Below are 19,673 nucleotides of genomic sequence, written 5' to 3'. Positions count from 1 at the left end.
CCGGCCCCGCCGGGCGTTGTCGTTTCCGGGGCCGCGTCCGGGACCGCGCAGCGGCTGCGCCGGCCAGCCGGCCGGGCCCGGGGCTAAGATGCACCGGCGCGAAAGTGGCGGAATTGGTAGACGCCCTGGATTTAGGTTCCAGTGACCTTGTGTCGTGCGGGTTCGAATCCCGCCTTTCGCACCAGCCTTCCTTGCTGCCCCTCGCGGGGGCGGAAGACCGCGAGCGCTGGCGAGGGCAGGGCATCCCGCCACCGCGCCCGCGCTCCATCCGGCCCGTGCGGCAGCGGCCCTGCGGTTCGCGGGCATCGGCGAGGGCAGCCGCCGCGCCTGCCGCGACCACCGGCCTGTCTTGCCGCGGGCCGCTACCGGCCCGGCCGTCGCATCCGCCCCGCCACTGGCGGCCGCCCCCCGATTCCGCCAAAATATCCCGTTCCGCCGGCCGCCGCCGGCCTGCCACGGCAGGCCCGGGCGCCGGTCCCCATCCGGTTCAGAATTTCTCAAGAGAGAGCAGCGGCCATGGCCGCGAGGCAGGAGTCCAATCCCATGCAAGTGTCCGTCGAATCCGTCGGCAACCTCGGGCGCCGCCTGACGTTGCGCCTGCCGTCCGAGCGGCTCGAAACCCGGGTTGGCGGGCGCCTGCGCGAGATCGCGCGGACCGCCAGGATCAAGGGGTTCCGCCCCGGCAAGGTGCCGACCAGGGTGATCGAGCAGCGCTTTGGCGAGCAGGTCCGGGCCGAGGTGCTGGACGGGCTGCTGCGCGAAGGCTTCGACGAGGTCGTGCGCGACCAGGAACTGCGCCTGGCCGGCAAGCCGGTCATCGAGCCCAGCGAGGACAAGGCCGAGGGCGAGCTGGCCTACGTGGCCACGTTCGAGGTCGTGCCCGATTTCGGTGACCTCGACATGTCCAAGCTGCAGGTGGTCCGCCACACGGCCGAGGTCACCGAGGAAGACATCGACCGGATGATCGACAACCTGCGCCAGCAGCGCCGCAGCTGGAACGCGGTGACGCGCCCGGCGCAGGCCGGCGACGCGGTCGAGGTGGAGACCTGGACCGAACTGGACGGCACGCGGCTGCCCGCCGAGGGCGTCGAGCGCGGCACCACCGTGCTCGGCTCGGGCGGGATGATCAAGGCGGTCGAGGACGCCCTGGTCGGGATCGAGGCCGGCAGCGAGAAGAGCGTCCAGGTCGAGTTCCCGGCCGACTGGCGCGTGGCCGCGCTGGCCGGCAAGGCCGCGACCGTGCACCTGAAGGCGGTGCGCGTGTCCGAGCAGCACCTGCCCGAGGTCGATGCCGCGTTCATCCGCAGCTTCGGCGTGCGCAGTGGCGAGCTCGAGCAGTTCCGCGCCGACATCCGCACCAACCTCGAGCGCGAGCTCAAGGGCGCGCTGATGAACCGCCTGCGGCGCGAGGTCGGCGAGCAGCTGGTGGCCGCCTACGCCGACGTCGAGCTGCCGCCGCGGCTGGTGGAGACCGAGGCCCGCGCGCTGCTGGCCCAGCAGGTCGACCAGGCCCGCCGCAGCGGCCGCGACCCGGGCGAAGTCCCGGCCGACGCCCACCTGGGCTTCATGGAGACGGCGCGCAAGCGCGTGCTGGTGGGGCTGCTGGTGGGCGAGGTGGCCCGCCGCAACCAGCTGAAGCTGGACCCGGCGCGCCTGAACGAGCACCTGCGCCTGATCGCCTCCACCTACGAGCAGCCCGAGCAGGTCATTGAGTTGTACCGCAACGACCCCCAACTCATGTCGGGACTGCAGAACCGGGTGATGGAAGAGCAGGTGATCGACTGGATCGCCGAGCGCGCCCAGCACACCGAGAAGCAGCTCACGTTCCAGGAAGCGATCACGCCCTAGCCGGTCCGTCCGGCCGGCGTCCGCGCCACTCCGGGGCCCGCACGTCGGGCGCCCACGACCCGAGCGAGAAACGAATCGATGAGCTACGAGACCAAGGCCCTGAACCTCGTGCCGATGGTGGTCGAACAGACCAGCCGCGGCGAGCGCGCCTACGACATCTACTCGCGGCTGCTCAAGGAACGGGTGATCTTCCTGGTCGGCGGCATCGATGACCACGTCGCCAACGTGATCGTGGCCCAGATGCTCTTCCTCGAGGCAGAGAACCCCGAGAAGGACATCCACCTGTACATCAACTCGCCGGGCGGCATCGTCACCGCCGGCATGGCGATCTACGACACCATGCAGTTCATCAAGCCCGACGTGAGCACGATCTGCGTGGGCCAGGCGGCCAGCATGGGCGCCCTGCTGCTCGCTGCCGGCGCGGCCGGCAAGCGCTACGCACTGCCCAATTCGCGGGTGATGATCCACCAGCCGCTGGGCGGCTTCCAGGGCCAGGCGACCGACATCGACATCCACGCCCGCGAGATCCTGTCGATGAAGCAGCGGCTGAACGAGATCCTGGCCCGCCACACCGGCCAGTCGATCGAGACCATCACCGCCGACACCGAGCGCGACAACTTCAAGAGCGCGGAGGCCGCGCGCGAGTACGGGCTGGTCGACCAGGTGCTCGAGCGGCGCCCGGAAGAGTCGATCCAGCCAGCCTAAGGCATTGATTATAATCGGGAATTGTGCGCCGGTGCTGCGACCGTTGCAGCGCCGGGCGCTGTGCTATTCTCGCCCCGTGACCGCACCAGCAAGACAGATCCGTTCATGACCGAAGACCGTCAGGGCCGTTCCGGCGACAGCAGCAAGATCCTCTATTGCTCGTTCTGCGGGAAGAGCCAGCACGAGGTCCGCAAGCTGATCGCGGGTCCGAGCGTGTACATCTGCGACGAATGCGTCGAGTTGTGCAACGACATCATCCGCGAGGAACTCGAGGAGAAGGCCCAGTCGGCGCGCAGCTCGCTGCCCAAGCCGAAGGAGATCCTCGAGGTCCTGGACCAGTACGTGATCGGGCAGAACCGGGCCAAGCGCACGCTCGCGGTGGCGGTCTACAACCACTACAAGCGGATCGAGAGCCGCAGCAAGAACGACGACGTCGAGCTGGCCAAGTCGAACATCCTGCTGATCGGCCCGACCGGCTCGGGCAAGACCCTGCTGGCCGAGACCCTGGCGCGCCTGCTCAACGTGCCGTTCACGATCGCCGACGCCACCACGCTGACCGAGGCGGGCTACGTGGGCGAGGACGTCGAGAACATCATCCAGAAGCTGCTGCAGAAGTGCGACTACGACGTCGAGAAGGCGCAGCAGGGCATCGTCTACATCGACGAGATCGACAAGATCTCGCGCAAGAGCGAAAACCCGTCGATCACCCGCGACGTGTCCGGCGAGGGTGTGCAGCAGGCGCTGCTCAAGCTGATCGAGGGCACCACCGCCAGCGTGCCGCCGCAGGGCGGGCGCAAGCACCCGCAGCAGGAGTTCCTGCAGGTCGACACCAAGAACATCCTGTTCATCGTCGGCGGCGCCTTCGCCGGCCTGGACAAGATCATCCAGCAGCGGTCCACCGAGGCCGGCGGCATCGGCTTCAGCGCCAAGGTCAAGAGTTCCGAACGCAAGGCGGACGTGGGCAAGGTGCTGGCCGGGGTCGAGCCCGAGGACCTGATCAAGTTCGGCCTGATCCCCGAGTTCGTCGGCCGCCTGCCGGTGGTCGCCACCCTCGAGGAGCTGGACGAGGCGGCGCTGGTCAAGATCCTCACCGAGCCCAAGAACGCCATCACCAAGCAGTTCAAGAAGCTGTTCGAGATGGAGGGCGTGGAGCTGGAGTTCCGCCCCGACGCCCTGACCGCGATCGCGCGCAAGGCGATCAAGCGCAAGACCGGCGCGCGCGGCCTGCGCACCATCGTCGAGGCGGTCCTGCTCGACACCATGTACGAGCTGCCGTCAATGGAGAACGTCAGCAAGGTGGTGGTGGACGAGTCGGTGATCGAGCACAAGTCCGAGCCGTACCTGATCTACCAGACCCCGCCGCCCTCGGCCAAGGTCGCTTCGGCCGAATAGCGACGTCCCCGCGGCGCCCCCGCGCCGCCCGCCATGCCTCCTGAACGCCGGCCGGGCCGCCGCCCGGCCGGCGGAATGCTGCGTTGGCCCCCGAATGCTTGCATCGACCGCCGGCGGGCCCCATAACGGACCCCACCAGGGCGCCGCCGGCGGCGCGCCCGGCCCACCTGCAGCCTGGAACAGTACAAATGACCCATGACCGTAGCGAATCGCTGGAACTGCCCGTGCTGCCCCTGCGCGACGTGGTGGTGTTCCCGCACATGGTGATTCCGCTCTTCGTGGGGCGGGACAAGTCGATCCGCGCGCTCGACATCGCCATGGAGGGCGACAAGCGCATCCTGCTGGTGGCGCAGAAGTCGGCCGAGATCGACGACCCGGAAGGCTCAGACCTGCACCAGATGGGCACCCTGGCCCAGGTGCTGCAGCTGCTCAAGCTGCCCGACGGCACGATCAAGGTGCTGGTCGAGGGCGTGTCGCGGGTGACCGTCTCGCAGGTGCGCGAGGTCGACGGTACCCTGGCCGGCGTGGGCGAGGTGGTGGAGTCATCCACCACCCGCGACGCGCGCGAGGTCGAGGCGATCGCCCGCTCGCTGGTCTCGCTGTTCGAGCAGTACGTCAAGACCAACCGCAAGCTGCCGCCGGAACTGATGCAGACGCTCGCCGGGATCGACGAGCCCGGCCGCCTGGCCGACATCGTCTCCGCGCACCTGACCGTGCGCCTGGCCGAGAAGCAGCGGTTGCTCGAGACCGTGGACATCGCCGACCGGCTCGAATTGCTGATCGGCCTGGTCGACGGCGAGATCGACGTGCAGCAGATGGAGAAGCGCATCCGCGGCCGGGTCAAGTCGCAGATGGAGAAGTCGCAGCGCGAGTACTACCTCAACGAGCAGATGAAGGCGATCCAGAAGGAGCTGGGCGAGATCGACGACACGCCCAACGACCTGGACGAGCTCGCGCGCAGGATCTCCGAGGCCCGCATGCCCAAGGCCGTCGAGGCCAAGGCCAGGAGCGAGCTGAACAAGCTCAAGCAGATGTCGCCGATGTCGGCCGAGGCCGCGGTGGTGCGCAACTACCTCGACTGGCTGCTGGGCGTGCCGTGGAGCAAGCGCAGCAAGGTGCGCAAGGACCTCAAGGTCGCCCAGGACACGCTCGACGCCGACCACTACGGCCTGGAGAAGGTCAAGGAGCGCATCCTCGAGTACCTCGCGGTGCAGGCGCGCGTGCGCAAGATGAAGGGCCCGATCCTGTGCCTGGTCGGCCCGCCGGGCGTGGGCAAGACCTCGCTGGGCCAGTCGATCGCCAAGGCCACCAACCGCAAGTTCGTGCGCATGAGCCTGGGCGGCGTGCGCGACGAGGCCGAGATCCGCGGCCATCGCCGCACCTACGTCGGCTCGATGCCCGGGCGGATCGTGCAGAACCTCAACAAGGCCGGCACCAGGAACCCGCTGTTCGTCCTCGACGAGATCGACAAGATGTCGATGGACTTCCGCGGCGATCCGTCCTCGGCGCTGCTCGAGGTGCTCGACCCCGAGCAGAACCACGCCTTCAACGACCATTACCTCGAGGTCGACCTCGACCTGTCGGAGGTGATGTTCGTCGCCACCTCCAACTCGCTCAACATCCCCGGCCCGCTGCTCGACCGCATGGAGGTGATCCGGATCCCCGGCTACACCGAAGACGAGAAGATCAGCATCGCCACGCGCTACCTCGTGCCCAAGCAGGTCAAGGCCAACGGCCTGCGGCCCGAGGAGATCACCATCACCACCGAGGCGATCCAGGACATCGTGCGCTACTACACGCGCGAGTCGGGCGTGCGCAACCTCGAGCGCGAGATCGCCAAGATCTGCCGCAAGGTGGTCAGGCAGATCGCGCTGGCTGGGCCGGAGCAGCCGGCCGGGACGGGCAAGGCCGCGAAGGCGGCCAAGGGCAAGTCGCGGCGCAAGCCCAAGCCGGTGAAGATCGACTCGGCCAACCTCGACGCCTACCTGGGCGTGCGCCGCTACGACTTCGGCCGCGCCGAGGAGGACAACGAGATCGGCATGGTCACCGGTCTGGCCTGGACCGAGGTCGGCGGCGACCTGCTGCAGATCGAGTCCACCCTGGTGCCGGGCAAGGGCAACCTGATCCTGACCGGGCAGCTCGGCGACGTGATGAAGGAGTCGGCCTCGGCCGCCCTGAGCGTGGTGCGCGCGCGCACCGAACGGCTCGGGATCGAGGTGGACTTCCTGCAGAAGCATGACGTGCACGTGCACGTGCCCGACGGCGCCACGCCCAAGGACGGCCCGAGCGCGGGCATCGCCATGACCACCGCGCTGGTGTCGGCGTTGACCAGGATCCCGGTGCGCGCCGACGTGGCGATGACCGGCGAGATCACCCTGCGCGGCAAGGTCACCGCGATCGGCGGGCTCAAGGAGAAGCTGCTCGCCGCGCTGCGCGGCGGCATCTCCACGGTCATCATCCCGGAAGAGAACCGCAAGGACCTGGCCGACATCCCGGCCAACGTCACCGAGCACCTGGAGATCGTCCCGGTGAAATGGATCGACGAGGTCCTGGATCTGGCGCTGGAGCGGCCCCTGACCGGATCCGGGTCGCCGCGCGGCGAGCCCCGACTCAAGGCCAGCCGGCGCGCGGTGGTGCGCCGGCGCAAGGACGCGCCCGCCCGCCCGGCCGTCAAGCACTGACCGGCTTCACGCCGTGCTCACGAACCGCGCCCGGGGCGCCGGACCGGCGGACCGGGCGCGTGTCAATGTCGTATTCGACCGCGCCAGCGCGTAAAATGCCGCGGATTCGCGCATTCTCATCCTCAGGCCGGAAGGCGTCGCGGTAGCTCCGCGGACCGCCCGGTTTCCCACAAGGCGGGCCGCCGGTCCGCACACGGAGTGTCCAACATGCCAGTGAACAAGAGTGAATTGATCGACCAGGTCGCCGACAAGGCGGGGCTGTCCAAGGCCGACGCGGGCCGCGCGCTCGACGCGGTGATCGACGCCATCACCGCGGCCCTCAAGCGCGGCGATTCGGTGAACCTGGTCGGCTTCGGTTCCTTCTCGGTCAAGGCGCGGGCCGCGCGGACCGGCCTGAACCCGCGCACCAAGGAGCCGCTCCAGATCCCGGCCTCCAACAATCCGGTGTTCAAGGCTGGCAAGGCGCTCAAGGATGCAGTAAACTGAGCGGCTCCTGAGTTCGTTCCCTGATCGGGTGCTTAGCTCAGCGGTAGAGCGTCTCCTTTACACGGAGAGGGTCGGGGGTTCGAAACCCTCAGCACCCACCACGGGGACGCTGGAGCCGACAACTGGTTTCAAGGCGCGGAGCGGTAGTTCAGCTGGTTAGAATGCTGGCCTGTCACGCCGGAGGTCGCGGGTTCGAGTCCCGTCCGCTCCGCCATCCTTTCCCGACGGACCCCGCAGCGATGCGGGGTCCGTTCGTTTGCGCCTGGCGAAAGACGCGTGCCGCCGTCCGCGCGCGCGGCCCGGGCGCCACGCCGCCGGGGCCGCACGGCGCGTCCGCCGCCGTGAACGGTTAAACTGCGCGGCTACGTCCAGACCCCGTCGGCCCATGCTGCAGACCCTGCGAGAAAAGATGTCCGGCTGGATCGCGATCGTCATCGTCGCGCTCCTGTGCATTCCGTTCGCCTTCTTCGGCATGGAGCAGTACCTGTTCCAGACCGGCGCCGGCCAGCCGGCGAAGATCGAAGTGCAGCCGTCGTGGTGGCGCTCGGCCCCGGACCTGTGGCCGGTGCGCAAGCTGGTGTGGAAGTCCGCCGAGGTCACCGCCGAGGAGTTCCGCGAGGCGTTCGAGAACGAGCGCCGGCGCCGGCGCGAACTCGAGGGCGAGGCGTTCGACGCCCGGGCGTTCGAGTCGCCCGAGGCCAAGCGCGAGGTGCTCGAGGCCCTGATCGACCGCAGGGTGCTGCAGCTGGCCGCGCAGCGCGAGGGCATGGTCGTGGGCGACGGCCGCGTGCGCGAAGCGATCAACGCGATCCCGGCGTTCCAGGTGGACGGCGTGTTCGACCAGCAGCGCTACCTGATCAGCCTGCAGGCGCAGGGCTACACGCCGCGCATGTTCGAACAGCTGGTGCGCGACGACCTGCAGGCCACGCTGCTGGCTGGCCAGGTGGCGCGTTCGGCGTTCACCACCGATGGCGAGGCCGAGCGCATGCTGCGCCTGCTGGCCGAGCGGCGCGACGTCTCGTTCGTGGTTCTGCCCGCACCCGAACCCGACACGGGCGCGGTCGAGGCGCAGGAGATCCAGGCCTGGTACGACGCCCACCGCGACCGGTACCGCGCCCCTGAGCGGGTCTCGATCGAATACGTGGTGCTCGATGCCAGCGACCTGCCGCCGATCTCCGAGCCGGACGAGGACACGCTGCGGCGTCGCTACGAGCAGGAGAAGGCGCGCTTCGTCGAGCCCGAGCAGCGGCTCGTGTCCCACATCCTGGTCCCGGTGGAGCCGGGCGCCGACGCGGCCGCGCAGCAGGCGGCCGAGGAAAAGGCCCGCCAGATCGCCGCCCAGGCGCGCGAACCCGGCGCCGATTTCGCCGCCCTGGCCCGGGCCAACCCGGGCGACCCGGGCTCGGCCGAGAATGGCGGCGACCTGGGCTGGATCCGCCAGGACGGCAGCATGGTCAAGCCGTTCGAGGACGCGGCGTTCGCCGCTGCCGAGGGCAGCATCAGCGATCCGGTCCGCAGCGAGTTCGGCTGGCACGTGCTGCACGTGCGCGAGGTCCGCAGCGGCCACCAGGCCGCCTTCGAGGAAGTGCGCGACACGCTGGTGGCCGAGGTGGTGCAGGCCGAGCGCGAGCGCGCCTTCGGCGACCTGGTCGGTGCGTTCGTCGACCAGGTCTACCGCAACCCCACCGAGCTGGCGTCGGCCGCGCGGCAGGCGAACCTGGAGGTGCACACCGCCGGGCCGTTCGCGCGCGGCGAGGGCGAAGGGCTGGTGGCCACGCCGGCGGTCCAGCGTGCGGCGTTCTCCGAGAGCCTGGTCCAGGACGGGACCGCCAGCGATCCGATCGAGATCGACCAGGACCGCAGCGTGGTGATCCGCGTGACCAGCCACGAGCCCGAGCGCGCGCTCACCGTCGCCGAGGCCCGGGACGCGATCGTGGCCGCGATCCGCGCCGATCGCGCGCGCAAGGCGGTGGAGGCGGAGGCCGACGCGATGCTCGCGCAGATCGCCGGCGGCAAGACGCTGCAGGAGGTGGCCGACGCCCGGTCGCTGCAGCTGCAGGACATCAAGGGCATGCCGCGCGGAGCGCCGGTGCCCACGGCGGCCGCGGCCGAAGCCTATTTCAAGGCGCCCGAGCCCGCGGAGGGCGAGGTCTCCACCGGCAAGGTGGTGCTGGAGGACGGTGCGGTCGTGGTGTTCGCAGTGGAGAAGGTGACGCCCGGCGACCCCGCAGAGGCCCAGGAGGCCGAACGCCAGATGTTCCGCCAGCAGATGGCCGGCCTGCTCGGGCGCGAGGATGCAGACACCCTGCTGCGCGAACTGCGCCGGCAGATGCGGATCACGGTGTCGGAGGCGCAGCTCTAGCGGCGGCCGTCCGCGCCCGGCCCAGCCACGAAAAAGCCCGGCGCGAGCCGGGCTTCTTCGTGTGTGGGCCGTGGGCCATCGGCCTAGTCCCCGTCGATCCCCGCCATGCCGATGATGTTGTAGCCGCCATCGACATAGGTGACCTCGCCGGTGATGCCCAAGGCCAGGTCCGAGCACAGGAACGCGGCGGCGTTGCCCACGTCCTCGATGGTGACGGTGCGGCGGATCGGGGCGTTGGCCTCGACGTGGCCGAGGATCTTGCGGAACCCGCCGATGCCGGCCGCGGCCAGGGTCTTGATCGGGCCGGCCGAGATCGCGTTGACCCGGATGCCCTCGGGGCCGAGGTTCAGCGCCAGGTAGCGCACGCTGGCCTCGAGCGCGGCCTTGGCCACGCCCATCACGTTGTAGCTGGGCAGCGAGCGCACCGCGCCGAGGTAGCTCAGGGTCAGGATCGCGCCCTTGCGGCCCTGCATCAGCGGCCGCGCACCCTTGGCCAGGGCCGAAAGCGAGTACGCCGAAATGTCGTTGGCCATGGCGAAGCTCTCGCGGGTCAGACCGTCGAGGAACTCCCCGGCGATGGCCTCGCGCGGGGCGTAGGCGATCGCGTGCACCAGGATGTCGAAGCCGTCGCTCCAGTGCTTGCCGAGCTGCTCGAACAGCGCCGCGATCTGGGCGTCGTCGGTGACGTCGAGCGGATACGACGGACCGCCACCGAGCTTCGCCGCCACCTCCTCGACGCGACCCTTGAGCTTGTCGTTCTGGTAGGTGAACGCCAGCTCCGCACCCTCGCGGTGCATGGCCTCGGCGATGCCGTTGGCGATCGATCGCTGGCTGGCGATGCCGGTGATCAGTGCACGCTTGCCCTGCAGGAAACCCATGGACGACTCGTGGTATGGACCGGGCGCTATTCTGCCATGCCCGTCGCGGTCCCGGCCCCGGGGCCGCCCGCATCGATCGCCAGGACCATTCCCGGGCGCAGGACCGCGCGTGCGTCGAGGCCGTTGCGTTCGAGCAGTTCGTCCAGGCGGACCCCGTAGCGGCGGGCGATGCTCCACGGCGAATCGCCGCGGACGACGATGTGGCTGCGTGGCCCGGTCGCGACCAGGGCCGACGCGTCGGCCATCGCATCGGAAATGTCGTCGACCACCAGGCTGCGGGCCGAGGGCGGCCCGCCGGGCCGGGTCGGCGGGTGCGCGGCGAGCAGGCTGGCGGCCGGTCCGGCCGGCAGCAGCACCCGCACCGGCCCGCCGGGGCGTGCGAGGCGGCCATCGGCGAACACCGGGTTCAGGCGTCGCAGCCGCGTGGCGTCGGCGCCGTGGCGGCTGGCCAGCGCGTCGAGGCTGCGGATGCTGGGCGGCACCTCGGCCGCGGTCAGCACCGGCACCGGGCGGTCGAGCGCCTGCAGCCATGCCTCCCGGTCTTCGGCCTCCTCAAGCAGACAGGCCAGCGCGTGCAGCTTGCGCACGTAGGCGTGGGTGGTCGCCGGCATCGGCAGGCTGTGCGGGTCGGCATTGGCCGGCTGCTGGCCGGCCCGGCGCAGGGCGCCCAGCAGGCGGTACTCCCCGGCGTTGTAGGCCATCGCGGCCAGCCGCCAGTCGCCGGCGAACATCCCGTGCAGGGTCTTGAGGTAGCGCACCGCGGCTTCGGTGGAGTCCACCGGCGAGAGCCGGCCGTCGTAGCCGGCCTGCACCGGCACCTTGTGGTTGCGTGCGGTCAGGGCGATGAACTGCCACAGGCCTGCCGGGCCCTGGCGCGAGCGCGCACCGGGGCGGAAGCCGCTCTCGACGAACGGGATCAGCGCGAACTCGGTGGGCAGGTGCGCCTCGCGCAGGCGCTCGACCACGAACCCGAACAGCGGCAGGACGTCGCTGGCCGGTTCGGCCAGGCGCTGCGGCGCGTCGGCGAAATGGGCGCGCCAGCGGGCGCTGGCGTCGGGCGTGCAGACCGGTTCGGCCAGGCCTGCGCGGAAGTCGCGATAGATGTCCAGGCCGCTGCGGGTCCCGGGCGGGAGCGCGGACGCGGCCCCGTCCGGCGCGGGGTCGGCCCTGGCGTCCTCCGGCGCCGCGGTGGCCGCGGCGTCGTCCGGTCCATCCGCGCGGCACGGGGCGGCCAGGCTGCCCAGCAGGAGCAGCATGGCCGCGGCGGTGCGCGCGCTCACGCGCCGAATCCGTCTTTCCAGCGCCGCAGTTCGGCGAAGGCCTCGACCCGGTCCGAGGCCGCGGCCGGGCGGCGCGCCGCCAGCGCCGCGCGCACGGCGGGCGCGTCGATGCGCAGGAACGGGTTGCAGTCGCGCTCCTGGCCCAGGGTGGAAGGCAGGGTGGGGACTCCTTGTGCTCGCATGGTGGCGGCCTCTTCGTGGCGGCGCTGCAGCGCCGCGTTGTCGGGATCGACCACGCGCGCGAAGGCGGCGTTGGCCAGCGTGTACTCGTGCCCGCAGCAAACCAGGGTCGCGTCGGGCAGGGCGGACAGCCGGTCGAGGGAACCCAGCATGTCGCCGGGCGAACCTTCGAACAGTCGGCCACAGCCAAGGCTGAACAGGGTATCGCCGCAGAACAGGAGGCCATGGCCGTGGAATGCGATGTGGCTCACGGTATGCCCCGGCACGGCCAGCACGTCGAACCGCCAGGGGCCGGCGGCGACCACGTCCCCGTCGCCGACCGGATGCTGCACGACCCCGGCCAGCCGCGGATCCGCCGGCCCGTGCACGGGGACGCCGGGCCAGCGCCGGAGCAGGGCGGACACCCCGCCGACGTGGTCGTGGTGGTGGTGGGTAAGCAGGATCGCCCGCGGCGGCGGCCGCCCGCCCGCGGTGGCTAGGACCGCGTCGGCCTCGCCCGGGTCCACCAGCAGCCAGTCCCCGGAGGGATCGGCGAGCATCCAGATGTAGTTGTCCGCGAGCGCGGGGATCGGCCTCGGCTGCATCGGCGGGGGTGGCCTCCCGGGAGCCTATAGAATGGCGACCATGCCCGTTCCGCTCCCGGCCCGTCAAACCGGCCCCCACGTCCACGACTGGTTCGGCTCCGAGGCGGGGCAGGCCATCCTCGGCAGCGAGGAGGACGTGGTGCTGCACGCCCTGGGCGATCGCCCGGGGCTGCCCTGGCTCTGGCTCGGACCGCTGCCGCGCGCGCTGCCCGAGGGCGCCGGCCGGGGCCTGTACCTGCATCCGGCCGGCGAGGGCCGCTGGTCGGGGCCGGTCGCCTGCGGCCTGCCGTTGCCCCTGCCCAGCGAGTCGTTCGGCTCGGTGGTCCTGCAGCACGTGGCGCGGCCCGCCGGCGAATGCGGGACGCCGCTGCTCGAGGAGGCCGCGCGGCTGCTGGTGAACGGCGGCCGGCTGTCGCTGCTGGTGCTCAACCCGCTCGCGCCCTTCCGCTGGCGGTGGCGCGGCAGCGGTTTCAGCGCCTCCGAGCCCCTGTCCTGGCGGCGGCGGCTGCGCGAGGCCGGGCTGGTGCCCGAGCCGGTCTCGCAGGGCCTGGGTCCGGCCTGGTCGCTGCAGCCCTCGCCGCTGCCGCAGCAGGGCCCCGGGCTGCGCGCGGCCTATCTGCTGCGCGCGGAGAAGCGGGCGATCCCCCTGACCCCGGTGCGCGCGCGCCGGGTGGTGTCGATGGCCAAGGGGGCAGCAGCATGAGCGAAGTGGTGATCCATACCGACGGGGCCTGCCTCGGCAATCCGGGTCCCGGCGGCTGGGCGGCGCTGCTGCGCTACGGCGACCGGGAACGCGAGCTGGTCGGCGGCGAACCGGCCACCACCAACAACCGCATGGAGCTGATGGCGGCGATCGTCGCCCTGGAAACGCTCACCCGGCCGTGCGACGTGGTCCTGCACACCGACTCGCAGTACGTGCGCCAGGGCATCACCCTGTGGCTGCCGAACTGGGTGCGCAAGGGGTGGAAGACCGCTGGCGGCGATCCGGTGAAGAACCGCGACCTGTGGGAACGCCTGCACCAGGCCTGCGGCCGGCACACGATCGACTGGCGCTGGGTGAAGGGCCACAGCGGCGACCCCGACAACGAACGCGTGGACGCGCTGGCGCGCGAGGCGGCCATGCGCCAGCGCGCCGCCATCGCCTAGCGCCCGCCCCCCCGTTCCCCTTTCCCCCTTTTCCCCGTTCCGCACCGACCAAGCCCCACCGACCGACCCCATGCGCCACATCGTCCTCGACACCGAAACCACCGGCCTGGAATGGCGCAAGGACAACCGCATCGTCGAGATCGGTTGCGTCGAGCTCGTCGAGCGCCGCCCGACGGGGCGCACCTTCCACCGTTACATCAATCCCGAGCGCGAGTTCGAGGCCGGCGCGCAGGAAGTCACCGGGCTGACCCTGGAGTTCCTGGCCGACAAGCCCAGGTTCGCCGAGATCGCGGACGAGTTCATCGAGTTCGTCGACGGCGCCGAACTGGTGATCCACAACGCCGCCTTCGACATGGGCTTCCTCGAGTACGAACTCGAACGCCTCGGCGGCCGCCTGGGGCGGCTGCGCGACCGGGTCCGGGTCACCGACTCGCTGGAACTGGCCCGCCAGCGCTATCCCGGGCAGCGCAACTCGCTCGACGCACTGTGCCGGCGCCTGGGCGTGGACAACTCGCACCGGCAGCTGCACGGCGCGCTGCTCGACGCCCAGCTGCTGGCCGAGGTCTGGCTGGCGCTGACGTCGGGCCAGAGCGAGATCGGGTTCACCGCGCCCGAGGCGCCTGCGACCGGACGCGGGCGGGTAGTGGTGCCGGCGGCCGCGACCGGCCCGCGCCCGGCCCTGGTGGTGCCGGACGAGGACCTGGCCCTGCACCGGGCGCGGCTGGAGGCGATCCGCAAGCGCGCCGGGCACAGCCTTTGGGACGCGGTCGACGAGATCGCGGAGGCGGTCGCCGCCGGCAGCTGAGCGCGCGGCCGTGACCGGGCCGCCGTCGTGGACGCGGCTCAGTGGCTGCGCACCAGCACCACGGTGACGTTGTCCGAGCCGCCGCCGTCGAGCGCGGCCGCGACCAGCCCGTCCACGCATTCCTGGGCGCTGCACTCCATGTGCGAGAGCACCCGCGAAATCGCCTCGTCGTCCACCTCCTCGGTGAGCCCGTCGCTGCACAGCAGCAGCTGCGAGCCGGGCACGAGGTCGCCCGAAAGCGTCTCCACGTTCAGCGCGTTGGGCTCGGTGACCCCCAGGGCCTGGGTGACCACGTTGCGGTGCGGGTGGCTGCGCGCCTGGTCGAGGCTGATCGCGCCCTGGGCGATGAGTTCCTGCACGTAGCTGTGGTCGTGCGAGAGTTGGGCGAGCTTGCCGTCGCGCCACAGGTAGGCGCGGCTGTCGCCGACCCAGGCCACCTCGAAGCGGCGGCCGAGCACGCGCGCGGCCACCACCGTGGTGCCCATGGGCAGTGCATCGTTGCGCTGGCGCGAGGCGCGGATGATCTCCTCGTCGGCGATCCGGATGGCGTCGGGCAGCGGGGTGCCCTGCCGGATCTCGCGCACGATCGTCTCGCGCGCCAGCGCGCTGGCGACTTCGCCGTACTCGTGGCCGCCCATGCCGTCGGCCACAAGCCAGAGGCCCAGCTCGCTGTCCCCGTAATAGGTGTCCTCGTTCAGCTCGCGCCGCAGGCCGACGTGGGTGAGGTGTCCGAACTCGATCATGCGCGACCCGGCGGCAGCGGGCAGGGGGTGGCTCTCGGGAGGGAGTACGCGAAAAGCGGGGCGGGCAGGTCAGTGGCGGGCACGTGGGGGGCGAAGCGGGAGAGACCAACCCCGAACGCTATCAGCCGGGGGATGAACGCGGAATACGCGCCGGCCCCCGGCACGGTCATGGCTGCAGGACCAGGACGTACCGCGCCGGGCCGGGCAGGAACGGCGCGGCCCGACCGCGCACCCAGTCCTCGTGGCCGGCGCCCCAGTGCGGCGAGAGCGGATGGCCCGACTGCCCGCCCGGCATGTGCAGGATCCCGTCGGCCTCGCGTCCTGGGGCGACCACCATGCGCTCGGAAGCGCCGAACGCCGAACCCTGCACCCGCGGCACCAGCGCATCGCCGGGCAGCGGGTCGGCGGGCATGCACAGCAGCCGGCGCCCCAGCGGCACCGCGCCGGCCAGCGGGTGGCAGATAGCGGCGGTGTTGCGCTCGCCCCAGGTGCGCTCGGGCAGCGGTCCCTGCGCGGCCAGCTCGTCGCGGACCTCGCGGGCGGCTTCCTCGAACAGCGCGGGCCAGCTGGCGTGGCCCCTGGGCAGCAGGTGCGCCGGCCGCTCGCTGACCAGCGGCCAGGCCACGCCCTCGAACTGGCGCAGGGCGGGGACGTCGAACTCCCCGCCCAGGGCGGCGCGGGCAGGGGCGAGCAAGCCGTCCTTCAGGCGCCGGTGCACGGCGAGCCGCCAGGCGCGGACGATCCGGTAGCTCGTCGAGCCGGGACTGGCGCGTCCCTCCCAGTCACGGGCGGCGCCGGCGAGGGTGCGCAGGGCGGGGCCCTCGCCTTCGAGCGAGCGCAGCAGCCGCCACCAGCGCGTCATCAGGACGGCGCGGTCGTCGAGCTGGATCGCCAGCAGGTCGGCCTCGCTGAACCGGTCGCGGGCCAGCAGCGCATCGCGGATCCGGGCGGCGCGCGCGCCCAGGTCGTAGCCGCCGTCGCCGATCCGGGCCAGTTCGGGGCCGCTGGTGGTGCGTGCATTGGCGGTCCACAGGCGTTCATGTGCGGGCGAGGTGGCCAGCGGGGACAGGTCGCTGGCGACCGGCCAAGGCCGGCAGGGGACCGGTTCGGCAGGATCCGGTGCCTGCCCGGGCGAGCGACCGGTCGTCGCCAGCGGCGTGGGTGCGACGGGGTCGCAGCCGGGCGCGCGGACCGGAAGCGGGCCGAGCAGGCGCCAGGCGATCCGGCCATGGCGGTCGCCAGCCACCAGGTTCTGGGTGGGGATCGCGGTGCGGTCGGCGAGCGCCAGCGCCTGGTCGAGGCCGGCCACGGTGGCCATGCCCGCCAGGCCCAGGTCCAGCGCGCCGGGCAGGTGCGCGGTCCAGCGCAGGCTGAGCAGGCGGCCGTCTTCGAGTTCGTGCAGCACCGGTCCCCATGCGGTTTCGCGCACCTGCAGTTCCACCGCTTCGCTGCCGGCGACCTCGACGCGCTCGCGATGGATCTCGACCGGACTGCAGGCGGTGGCGCCCGGGCGCGCGGCGCCCGATACCGCGCACGGCGTCTCCACGGCCCAGTCGGCGTAGTCGCCGTAGCTGTTGGTGTAGCCCCAGGCGACGTGGCCGTTGCTGCCCACGATGACCGCTGGCAGCCCCGGCAGGGTGACGCCCTGGACGTCGACCTGGCCGCCGGGCGCGGCCGGGTCGGGCCAGCGCAGGCGGGCCCGGAACCAGATGTTGGGCACGCGCAGGCCCAGGTGCATGTCATTGGCGACGATGGCCCGGCCATCGCCGGTCAGGGCGCCGGAGACGGCGAAGTTGTTGCTGCCCGGGAGCAGGCCGTCGGCCGGATCGGGGCGCGCCCACGGCACCCACGGCGCGGCGGCCGAGCGCTGCGCGACGGTGGCCGCGCCGCCCTGGTCCCCATCGCCGGGAGCCGGCAGGCGCCGCAGGTCGAGCGTATCCGGGCCGGGCAGCGGCGCGTCGCCGAACGACTCGCCCAGCAGCGGCGCGTCCCAGCGACTGCCCGGATGGGTCAGCAGCGCAAACAGCGGCCCGGGCAGGTGCGGCCTGAGCTTCCACAGCGCCAGTTCGTCCGCGTTGGCGGCGTCCTGCAGGTCGAAGTACATCGCGAAGCCGGCCAGCACCGTGTCCGCGGGGCGCCACGGCTCGGGCTGCCTGCGCAGCAGCAGGTAGGGCCACGGGCGCACGCGCAGCGCCGCCAGGCCGGCGTTGACGCCTTCGACATAGGCCAGCAGCTGCGGCATGCGGTCGCCGGCGATCCCGTCGAGCCGCGCCTGCGCACGCGCGCGCATGCGGTGTACGCGGTGGCGGCGGTCGACGTCGAGCGCGACCGGGCCGAACAGCGCCGCCAGTTCCCCGGCCGACGTGCGTCGCAGCAGGTCCATCTCGAAGTAGCGTTCCTGCGCGTGCACGAATCCGAGCGCGCGCATCGCGTCGGTCTCGTCGGTGGCCTCGATCGTGACCACGCCCAGCGCGTCGCGCTGTACCTCCACCGGTGCCGACAGGCCGGCGAGGGCGAGCCTGCCGTCAAGCGCGGGCAGGCTGCCGCACAGCAGCCACCAACCCAGGAGCGCCAGCAGCGCCACCAGCGCGGCGAGCAGCAGCGCGATCCGCCAGAACCATCGCAGCATCGTCGTTCCTTCGCCCCCTGGCGGCGACTCTAACCGATCCCCGCCGCGCCAGTGGCGGCCGGACCGCCCGGGTAGGCGCACGCCGGCCGACGGGGTCTAATTGGCGCGCCTTCCATGGAGCAAGGGCTTGGGTCCCAAACTGCGTATCCTCCTGCTGGTCGCCGCCGCCGCGGCGCTGTCCTGGTCATTCTGGCGCGATGCGGGCTGGCTGCAGCTGTGCGCGGGCCTGGCGATCTTCCTGTTCGGCATGCAGTGCCTGGAGGAGGGCCTGCGGCAGCTGGCCGGGGGGCGCCTGGAACAGTTGCTCGCGCGCAGCACCGGAACGCCGTTGCGCGGCCTGCTGTTCGGCGTCGGCGGCACGGTGCTCCTGCAGTCGAGCACCCTGGTCTCGTTGCTGACCATCGCCTTCATCAGTTCGGGGCTGATCCAGCTGGCGGGCGGGCTGGCGATCATCTTCGGCGCCAACCTCGGCGCGACCAGCGGCATCTGGCTGCTGGCGTTGGCCGGGCAGGGTTTCAGCCTGTCCCCGCTGGCGCTGCCGATGCTGGTGTTCGGCGTGCTCGGCGGCGTGGCCGGGCCGAAGGGCCGCGCGGCGGGGCGGGTGGTGCTCGGGATCGCGTTCGTATTCCTTGGCATCGACCAGGTGAAGGCCGGGTTCGACGCCGTCGGCGGCGGCTTCGATCCGTCGGTGCTGCCATCGGGCGGCGCGTCCGGGGTGCTGCTGCTGGTGCTTGCCGGCGTGGGCGCCACCGTGGTGCTGCAGTCCAGCCACGCGACCTTGATGCTGATCCTGGCCGCGCAGGCGGCCGGCCAGCTCGAACTGGGCCACGCCCTGGCGCTGGCGATCGGGTCCAACGTCGGCAGCAGCGTGAGCACCGGGGTGGTGGGGGCGCTGGGCGGCAACCGCAGCGGCCAGCGGCTGGCGCTGGCGCACGTGCTGTTCAACCTGGTGAGCGCGGGACTGGCGCTGACGCTGCTGGCGCCGCTCACCTGGCTGGTGGTGGCCGCCAGCGGACTGCTGGGGTTCGGCGACAACGCGCTGCTGCAGCTGGCGCTGTTCCATACCCTGTTCAACGTGACGGGGGTGGCGGTGTTCTGGCCCTGGCAGGCGCGGCTGGCGCGCTGGCTGCAAGCCTGGCTGCCCGACCGCGCGGACCCGGTGCTCGCGCCGGACGCCGTGGTCCCGGCCGCGGCCGGGGTGGTGCGCGCCCGCTACCTCAGCGGCCAGGCGCTGGACTCTGCCGACGCCGCGGCGGCCGCGGTCGCGCTCGAGCTGCGCCATCTGCGCGAGCTGTGCGCGGAAGTGGTCTGCCACGCGCTCGACCTGCCCGCCGAAGCGCTGTCCGGCCCCGGGCCCGACGAGGCGCGCCTGGCCCGGGCGCCGCGCGAAGCGGCGGATGCCGACGCGCTCTACCGGCAGCGGGTCAAGGGCGTGTACGCCGACCTGCTGGCCTTCATGGGCCGGGTCGAGGCACCGATGGACGAGGAGCACCAGCGCTACTGGACCGCGGCGCAGATGGCCGCGATGCAGGCGGTGGAGGCGGTGAAGGGCGCCAAGCACCTGCAGAAGAACATGCTCGCGCGCCTGGCCGGACCGCCTTCGCCGCAGCGCGAGGCCTACCTCGCCCTGCGCCGGCACCTGTTCGCGCAGATGCGCGCGCTGCACGCGCTGGACCGCGAGCCGTTGGACAACGGCGCCCGGGTGCAGCGGCTGCAGGCCATGGAGGAGGATGCGGACCGGTTCGAGGCGCAGTTCCGCGCGCAGGTGCTGGCGCTGCTGCGCGAAGGCCGGATCGACGGCCTGCAGGCCGGTTCGCTGCTCAACGACCTGGGCTACGTGGACCGGATCGGGCAGGGCCTGCGCGCGCCGGCCGCCACCGAGGAACCGGGTTCGCTGCGCGAACTGCGGCGGCTCTCGCGCCAGGAGGACACGGCAGGCTGACCGGCGTCGCCG

General features: G+C 71.9%; 15 protein-coding genes and 3 tRNA genes. 13 read left to right on the top strand and 5 right to left on the bottom strand.

Going from position 1 to position 19,673, the window contains the following annotated elements:
- Positions 1-98 precede the first annotated feature (98 nt).
- From FQY79_RS05170 to FQY79_RS05130, 9 genes are all read left to right on the top strand, one after another.
- Positions 99-184 (top strand) — tRNA-Leu (locus tag FQY79_RS05170).
- Between the two features lie 359 nt (positions 185-543).
- Positions 544-1,848: a trigger factor gene (tig, locus tag FQY79_RS05165; RefSeq protein WP_146311416.1), complete on the top strand. Its 1,305-nt coding sequence runs from the start codon at positions 544-546 to the stop codon at positions 1,846-1,848.
- A gap of 78 nt (positions 1,849-1,926) precedes the next feature.
- Positions 1,927-2,553, top strand: a complete 627-nt coding sequence (clpP, locus tag FQY79_RS05160; RefSeq protein WP_146311415.1) for an ATP-dependent Clp endopeptidase proteolytic subunit ClpP — start codon at positions 1,927-1,929, stop codon at positions 2,551-2,553.
- A gap of 105 nt (positions 2,554-2,658) precedes the next feature.
- Positions 2,659-3,945, top strand: a complete 1,287-nt coding sequence (gene clpX, locus FQY79_RS05155; RefSeq protein WP_146311413.1) for an ATP-dependent Clp protease ATP-binding subunit ClpX — start codon at positions 2,659-2,661, stop codon at positions 3,943-3,945.
- 188 nt (positions 3,946-4,133) lie between these two features.
- Complete coding sequence (lon, locus tag FQY79_RS05150; protein ID WP_146311411.1) at positions 4,134-6,626, top strand: endopeptidase La; 2,493 nt, start codon at positions 4,134-4,136, stop codon at positions 6,624-6,626.
- Positions 6,627-6,824: 198 nt separating this feature from the next.
- Positions 6,825-7,112 (top strand): HU family DNA-binding protein, encoded by a 288-nt coding sequence (locus FQY79_RS05145; protein WP_484177362.1) that lies wholly within the window; start codon positions 6,825-6,827, stop codon positions 7,110-7,112.
- Between the two features lie 26 nt (positions 7,113-7,138).
- A tRNA-Val gene (locus FQY79_RS05140) sits at positions 7,139-7,213 on the top strand.
- A gap of 36 nt (positions 7,214-7,249) precedes the next feature.
- Positions 7,250-7,326, top strand: a tRNA-Asp gene (locus FQY79_RS05135).
- A 171-nt stretch (positions 7,327-7,497) separates the two neighbouring features.
- Positions 7,498-9,474: a peptidylprolyl isomerase gene (locus FQY79_RS05130; protein ID WP_146311409.1), complete on the top strand. Its 1,977-nt coding sequence runs from the start codon at positions 7,498-7,500 to the stop codon at positions 9,472-9,474.
- A gap of 83 nt (positions 9,475-9,557) precedes the next feature.
- Here FQY79_RS05130 and FQY79_RS05125 read toward each other — a convergent pair whose 3' ends face one another.
- Genes FQY79_RS05125 through gloB form a run of 3 tightly spaced genes read right to left on the bottom strand, consistent with a single transcriptional unit; the run spans position 9,558 to position 12,396 of the window.
- Entirely contained in the window at positions 9,558-10,352 is a 795-nt protein-coding gene (locus FQY79_RS05125) for an enoyl-ACP reductase FabI (protein WP_146311407.1), read from the bottom strand.
- Between the two features lie 26 nt (positions 10,353-10,378).
- The gene (locus FQY79_RS05120; protein ID WP_146311886.1) at positions 10,379-11,608 is read right to left on the bottom strand and encodes a lytic transglycosylase domain-containing protein; all 1,230 of its coding nucleotides are present in this window, start codon (positions 11,606-11,608) and stop codon (positions 10,379-10,381) included.
- A gap of 20 nt (positions 11,609-11,628) precedes the next feature.
- Positions 11,629-12,396, bottom strand: coding sequence for a hydroxyacylglutathione hydrolase (gene gloB / locus FQY79_RS05115; RefSeq protein ID WP_146311405.1), 768 nt, complete (start codon positions 12,394-12,396; stop codon positions 11,629-11,631).
- Positions 12,397-12,436: 40 nt separating this feature from the next.
- Between gloB and FQY79_RS05110 the strand changes: the two genes are divergently transcribed.
- The 3 genes from FQY79_RS05110 to dnaQ all read left to right on the top strand — a co-directional run bounded on the left by FQY79_RS05110 (position 12,437) and on the right by dnaQ (position 14,347).
- Complete coding sequence (locus FQY79_RS05110) at positions 12,437-13,099, top strand: class I SAM-dependent methyltransferase (protein WP_146311403.1); 663 nt, start codon at positions 12,437-12,439, stop codon at positions 13,097-13,099.
- Positions 13,096-13,542, top strand: a complete 447-nt coding sequence (gene rnhA / locus FQY79_RS05105; RefSeq protein WP_146311401.1) for a ribonuclease HI — start codon at positions 13,096-13,098, stop codon at positions 13,540-13,542. The genes FQY79_RS05110 and rnhA overlap by 4 nt, the downstream gene beginning before the upstream one ends.
- 70 nt (positions 13,543-13,612) lie before the next feature.
- Entirely contained in the window at positions 13,613-14,347 is a 735-nt protein-coding gene (gene dnaQ / locus FQY79_RS05100; protein WP_146311399.1) for a DNA polymerase III subunit epsilon, read from the top strand.
- Positions 14,348-14,385: 38 nt separating this feature from the next.
- Here dnaQ and FQY79_RS05095 read toward each other — a convergent pair whose 3' ends face one another.
- Both FQY79_RS05095 and FQY79_RS05090 read right to left on the bottom strand, forming a co-directional pair.
- Positions 14,386-15,090, bottom strand: a complete 705-nt coding sequence (locus tag FQY79_RS05095; protein ID WP_146311398.1) for a PP2C family protein-serine/threonine phosphatase — start codon at positions 15,088-15,090, stop codon at positions 14,386-14,388.
- A 166-nt stretch (positions 15,091-15,256) separates the two neighbouring features.
- Positions 15,257-17,719: a penicillin acylase family protein gene (locus FQY79_RS05090; protein ID WP_146311396.1), complete on the bottom strand. Its 2,463-nt coding sequence runs from the start codon at positions 17,717-17,719 to the stop codon at positions 15,257-15,259.
- Between the two features lie 127 nt (positions 17,720-17,846).
- Between FQY79_RS05090 and FQY79_RS05085 the strand changes: the two genes are divergently transcribed.
- Positions 17,847-19,661 carry a Na/Pi cotransporter family protein gene (locus FQY79_RS05085; protein ID WP_146311394.1) on the top strand — a complete coding sequence of 605 codons (1,815 nt, stop codon included), beginning with the start codon at positions 17,847-17,849 and terminating at the stop codon, positions 19,659-19,661.
- Positions 19,662-19,673: the final 12 nt, after the last annotated feature.

Source organism: Luteimonas wenzhouensis (assembly GCF_007859305.1).
GTDB classification, from domain to species: Bacteria; Pseudomonadota; Gammaproteobacteria; order Xanthomonadales; family Xanthomonadaceae; genus Luteimonas; species Luteimonas wenzhouensis.
This window is presented reverse-complemented; position numbering and strand designations above follow the sequence as displayed.

What these genes read in the sequence shown, in the direction of transcription:
- tig (WP_146311416.1), top strand. Translation starts at nt 544, where the DNA reads ATGCAAGTGTCCGTCGAATCCGTCGGCAACCTCGGGCGCCGCCTGACG.
- clpP (WP_146311415.1), top strand. Translation starts at nt 1,927, where the DNA reads ATGAGCTACGAGACCAAGGCCCTGAACCTCGTGCCGATGGTGGTCGAA.
- clpX (WP_146311413.1), top strand. Translation starts at nt 2,659, where the DNA reads ATGACCGAAGACCGTCAGGGCCGTTCCGGCGACAGCAGCAAGATCCTC.
- lon (WP_146311411.1), top strand. Translation starts at nt 4,134, where the DNA reads ATGACCCATGACCGTAGCGAATCGCTGGAACTGCCCGTGCTGCCCCTG.
- FQY79_RS05130 (WP_146311409.1), top strand. Translation starts at nt 7,498, where the DNA reads ATGCTGCAGACCCTGCGAGAAAAGATGTCCGGCTGGATCGCGATCGTC.
- FQY79_RS05125 (WP_146311407.1), bottom strand. Translation starts at nt 10,352, where the DNA reads ATGGGTTTCCTGCAGGGCAAGCGTGCACTGATCACCGGCATCGCCAGC.
- FQY79_RS05120 (WP_146311886.1), bottom strand. Translation starts at nt 11,608, where the DNA reads ATGCTGCTCCTGCTGGGCAGCCTGGCCGCCCCGTGCCGCGCGGATGGA.
- gloB (WP_146311405.1), bottom strand. Translation starts at nt 12,396, where the DNA reads ATGCAGCCGAGGCCGATCCCCGCGCTCGCGGACAACTACATCTGGATG.
- FQY79_RS05110 (WP_146311403.1), top strand. Translation starts at nt 12,437, where the DNA reads ATGCCCGTTCCGCTCCCGGCCCGTCAAACCGGCCCCCACGTCCACGAC.
- rnhA (WP_146311401.1), top strand. Translation starts at nt 13,096, where the DNA reads ATGAGCGAAGTGGTGATCCATACCGACGGGGCCTGCCTCGGCAATCCG.
- dnaQ (WP_146311399.1), top strand. Translation starts at nt 13,613, where the DNA reads ATGCGCCACATCGTCCTCGACACCGAAACCACCGGCCTGGAATGGCGC.
- FQY79_RS05095 (WP_146311398.1), bottom strand. Translation starts at nt 15,090, where the DNA reads ATGATCGAGTTCGGACACCTCACCCACGTCGGCCTGCGGCGCGAGCTG.
- FQY79_RS05090 (WP_146311396.1), bottom strand. Translation starts at nt 17,719, where the DNA reads ATGCTGCGATGGTTCTGGCGGATCGCGCTGCTGCTCGCCGCGCTGGTG.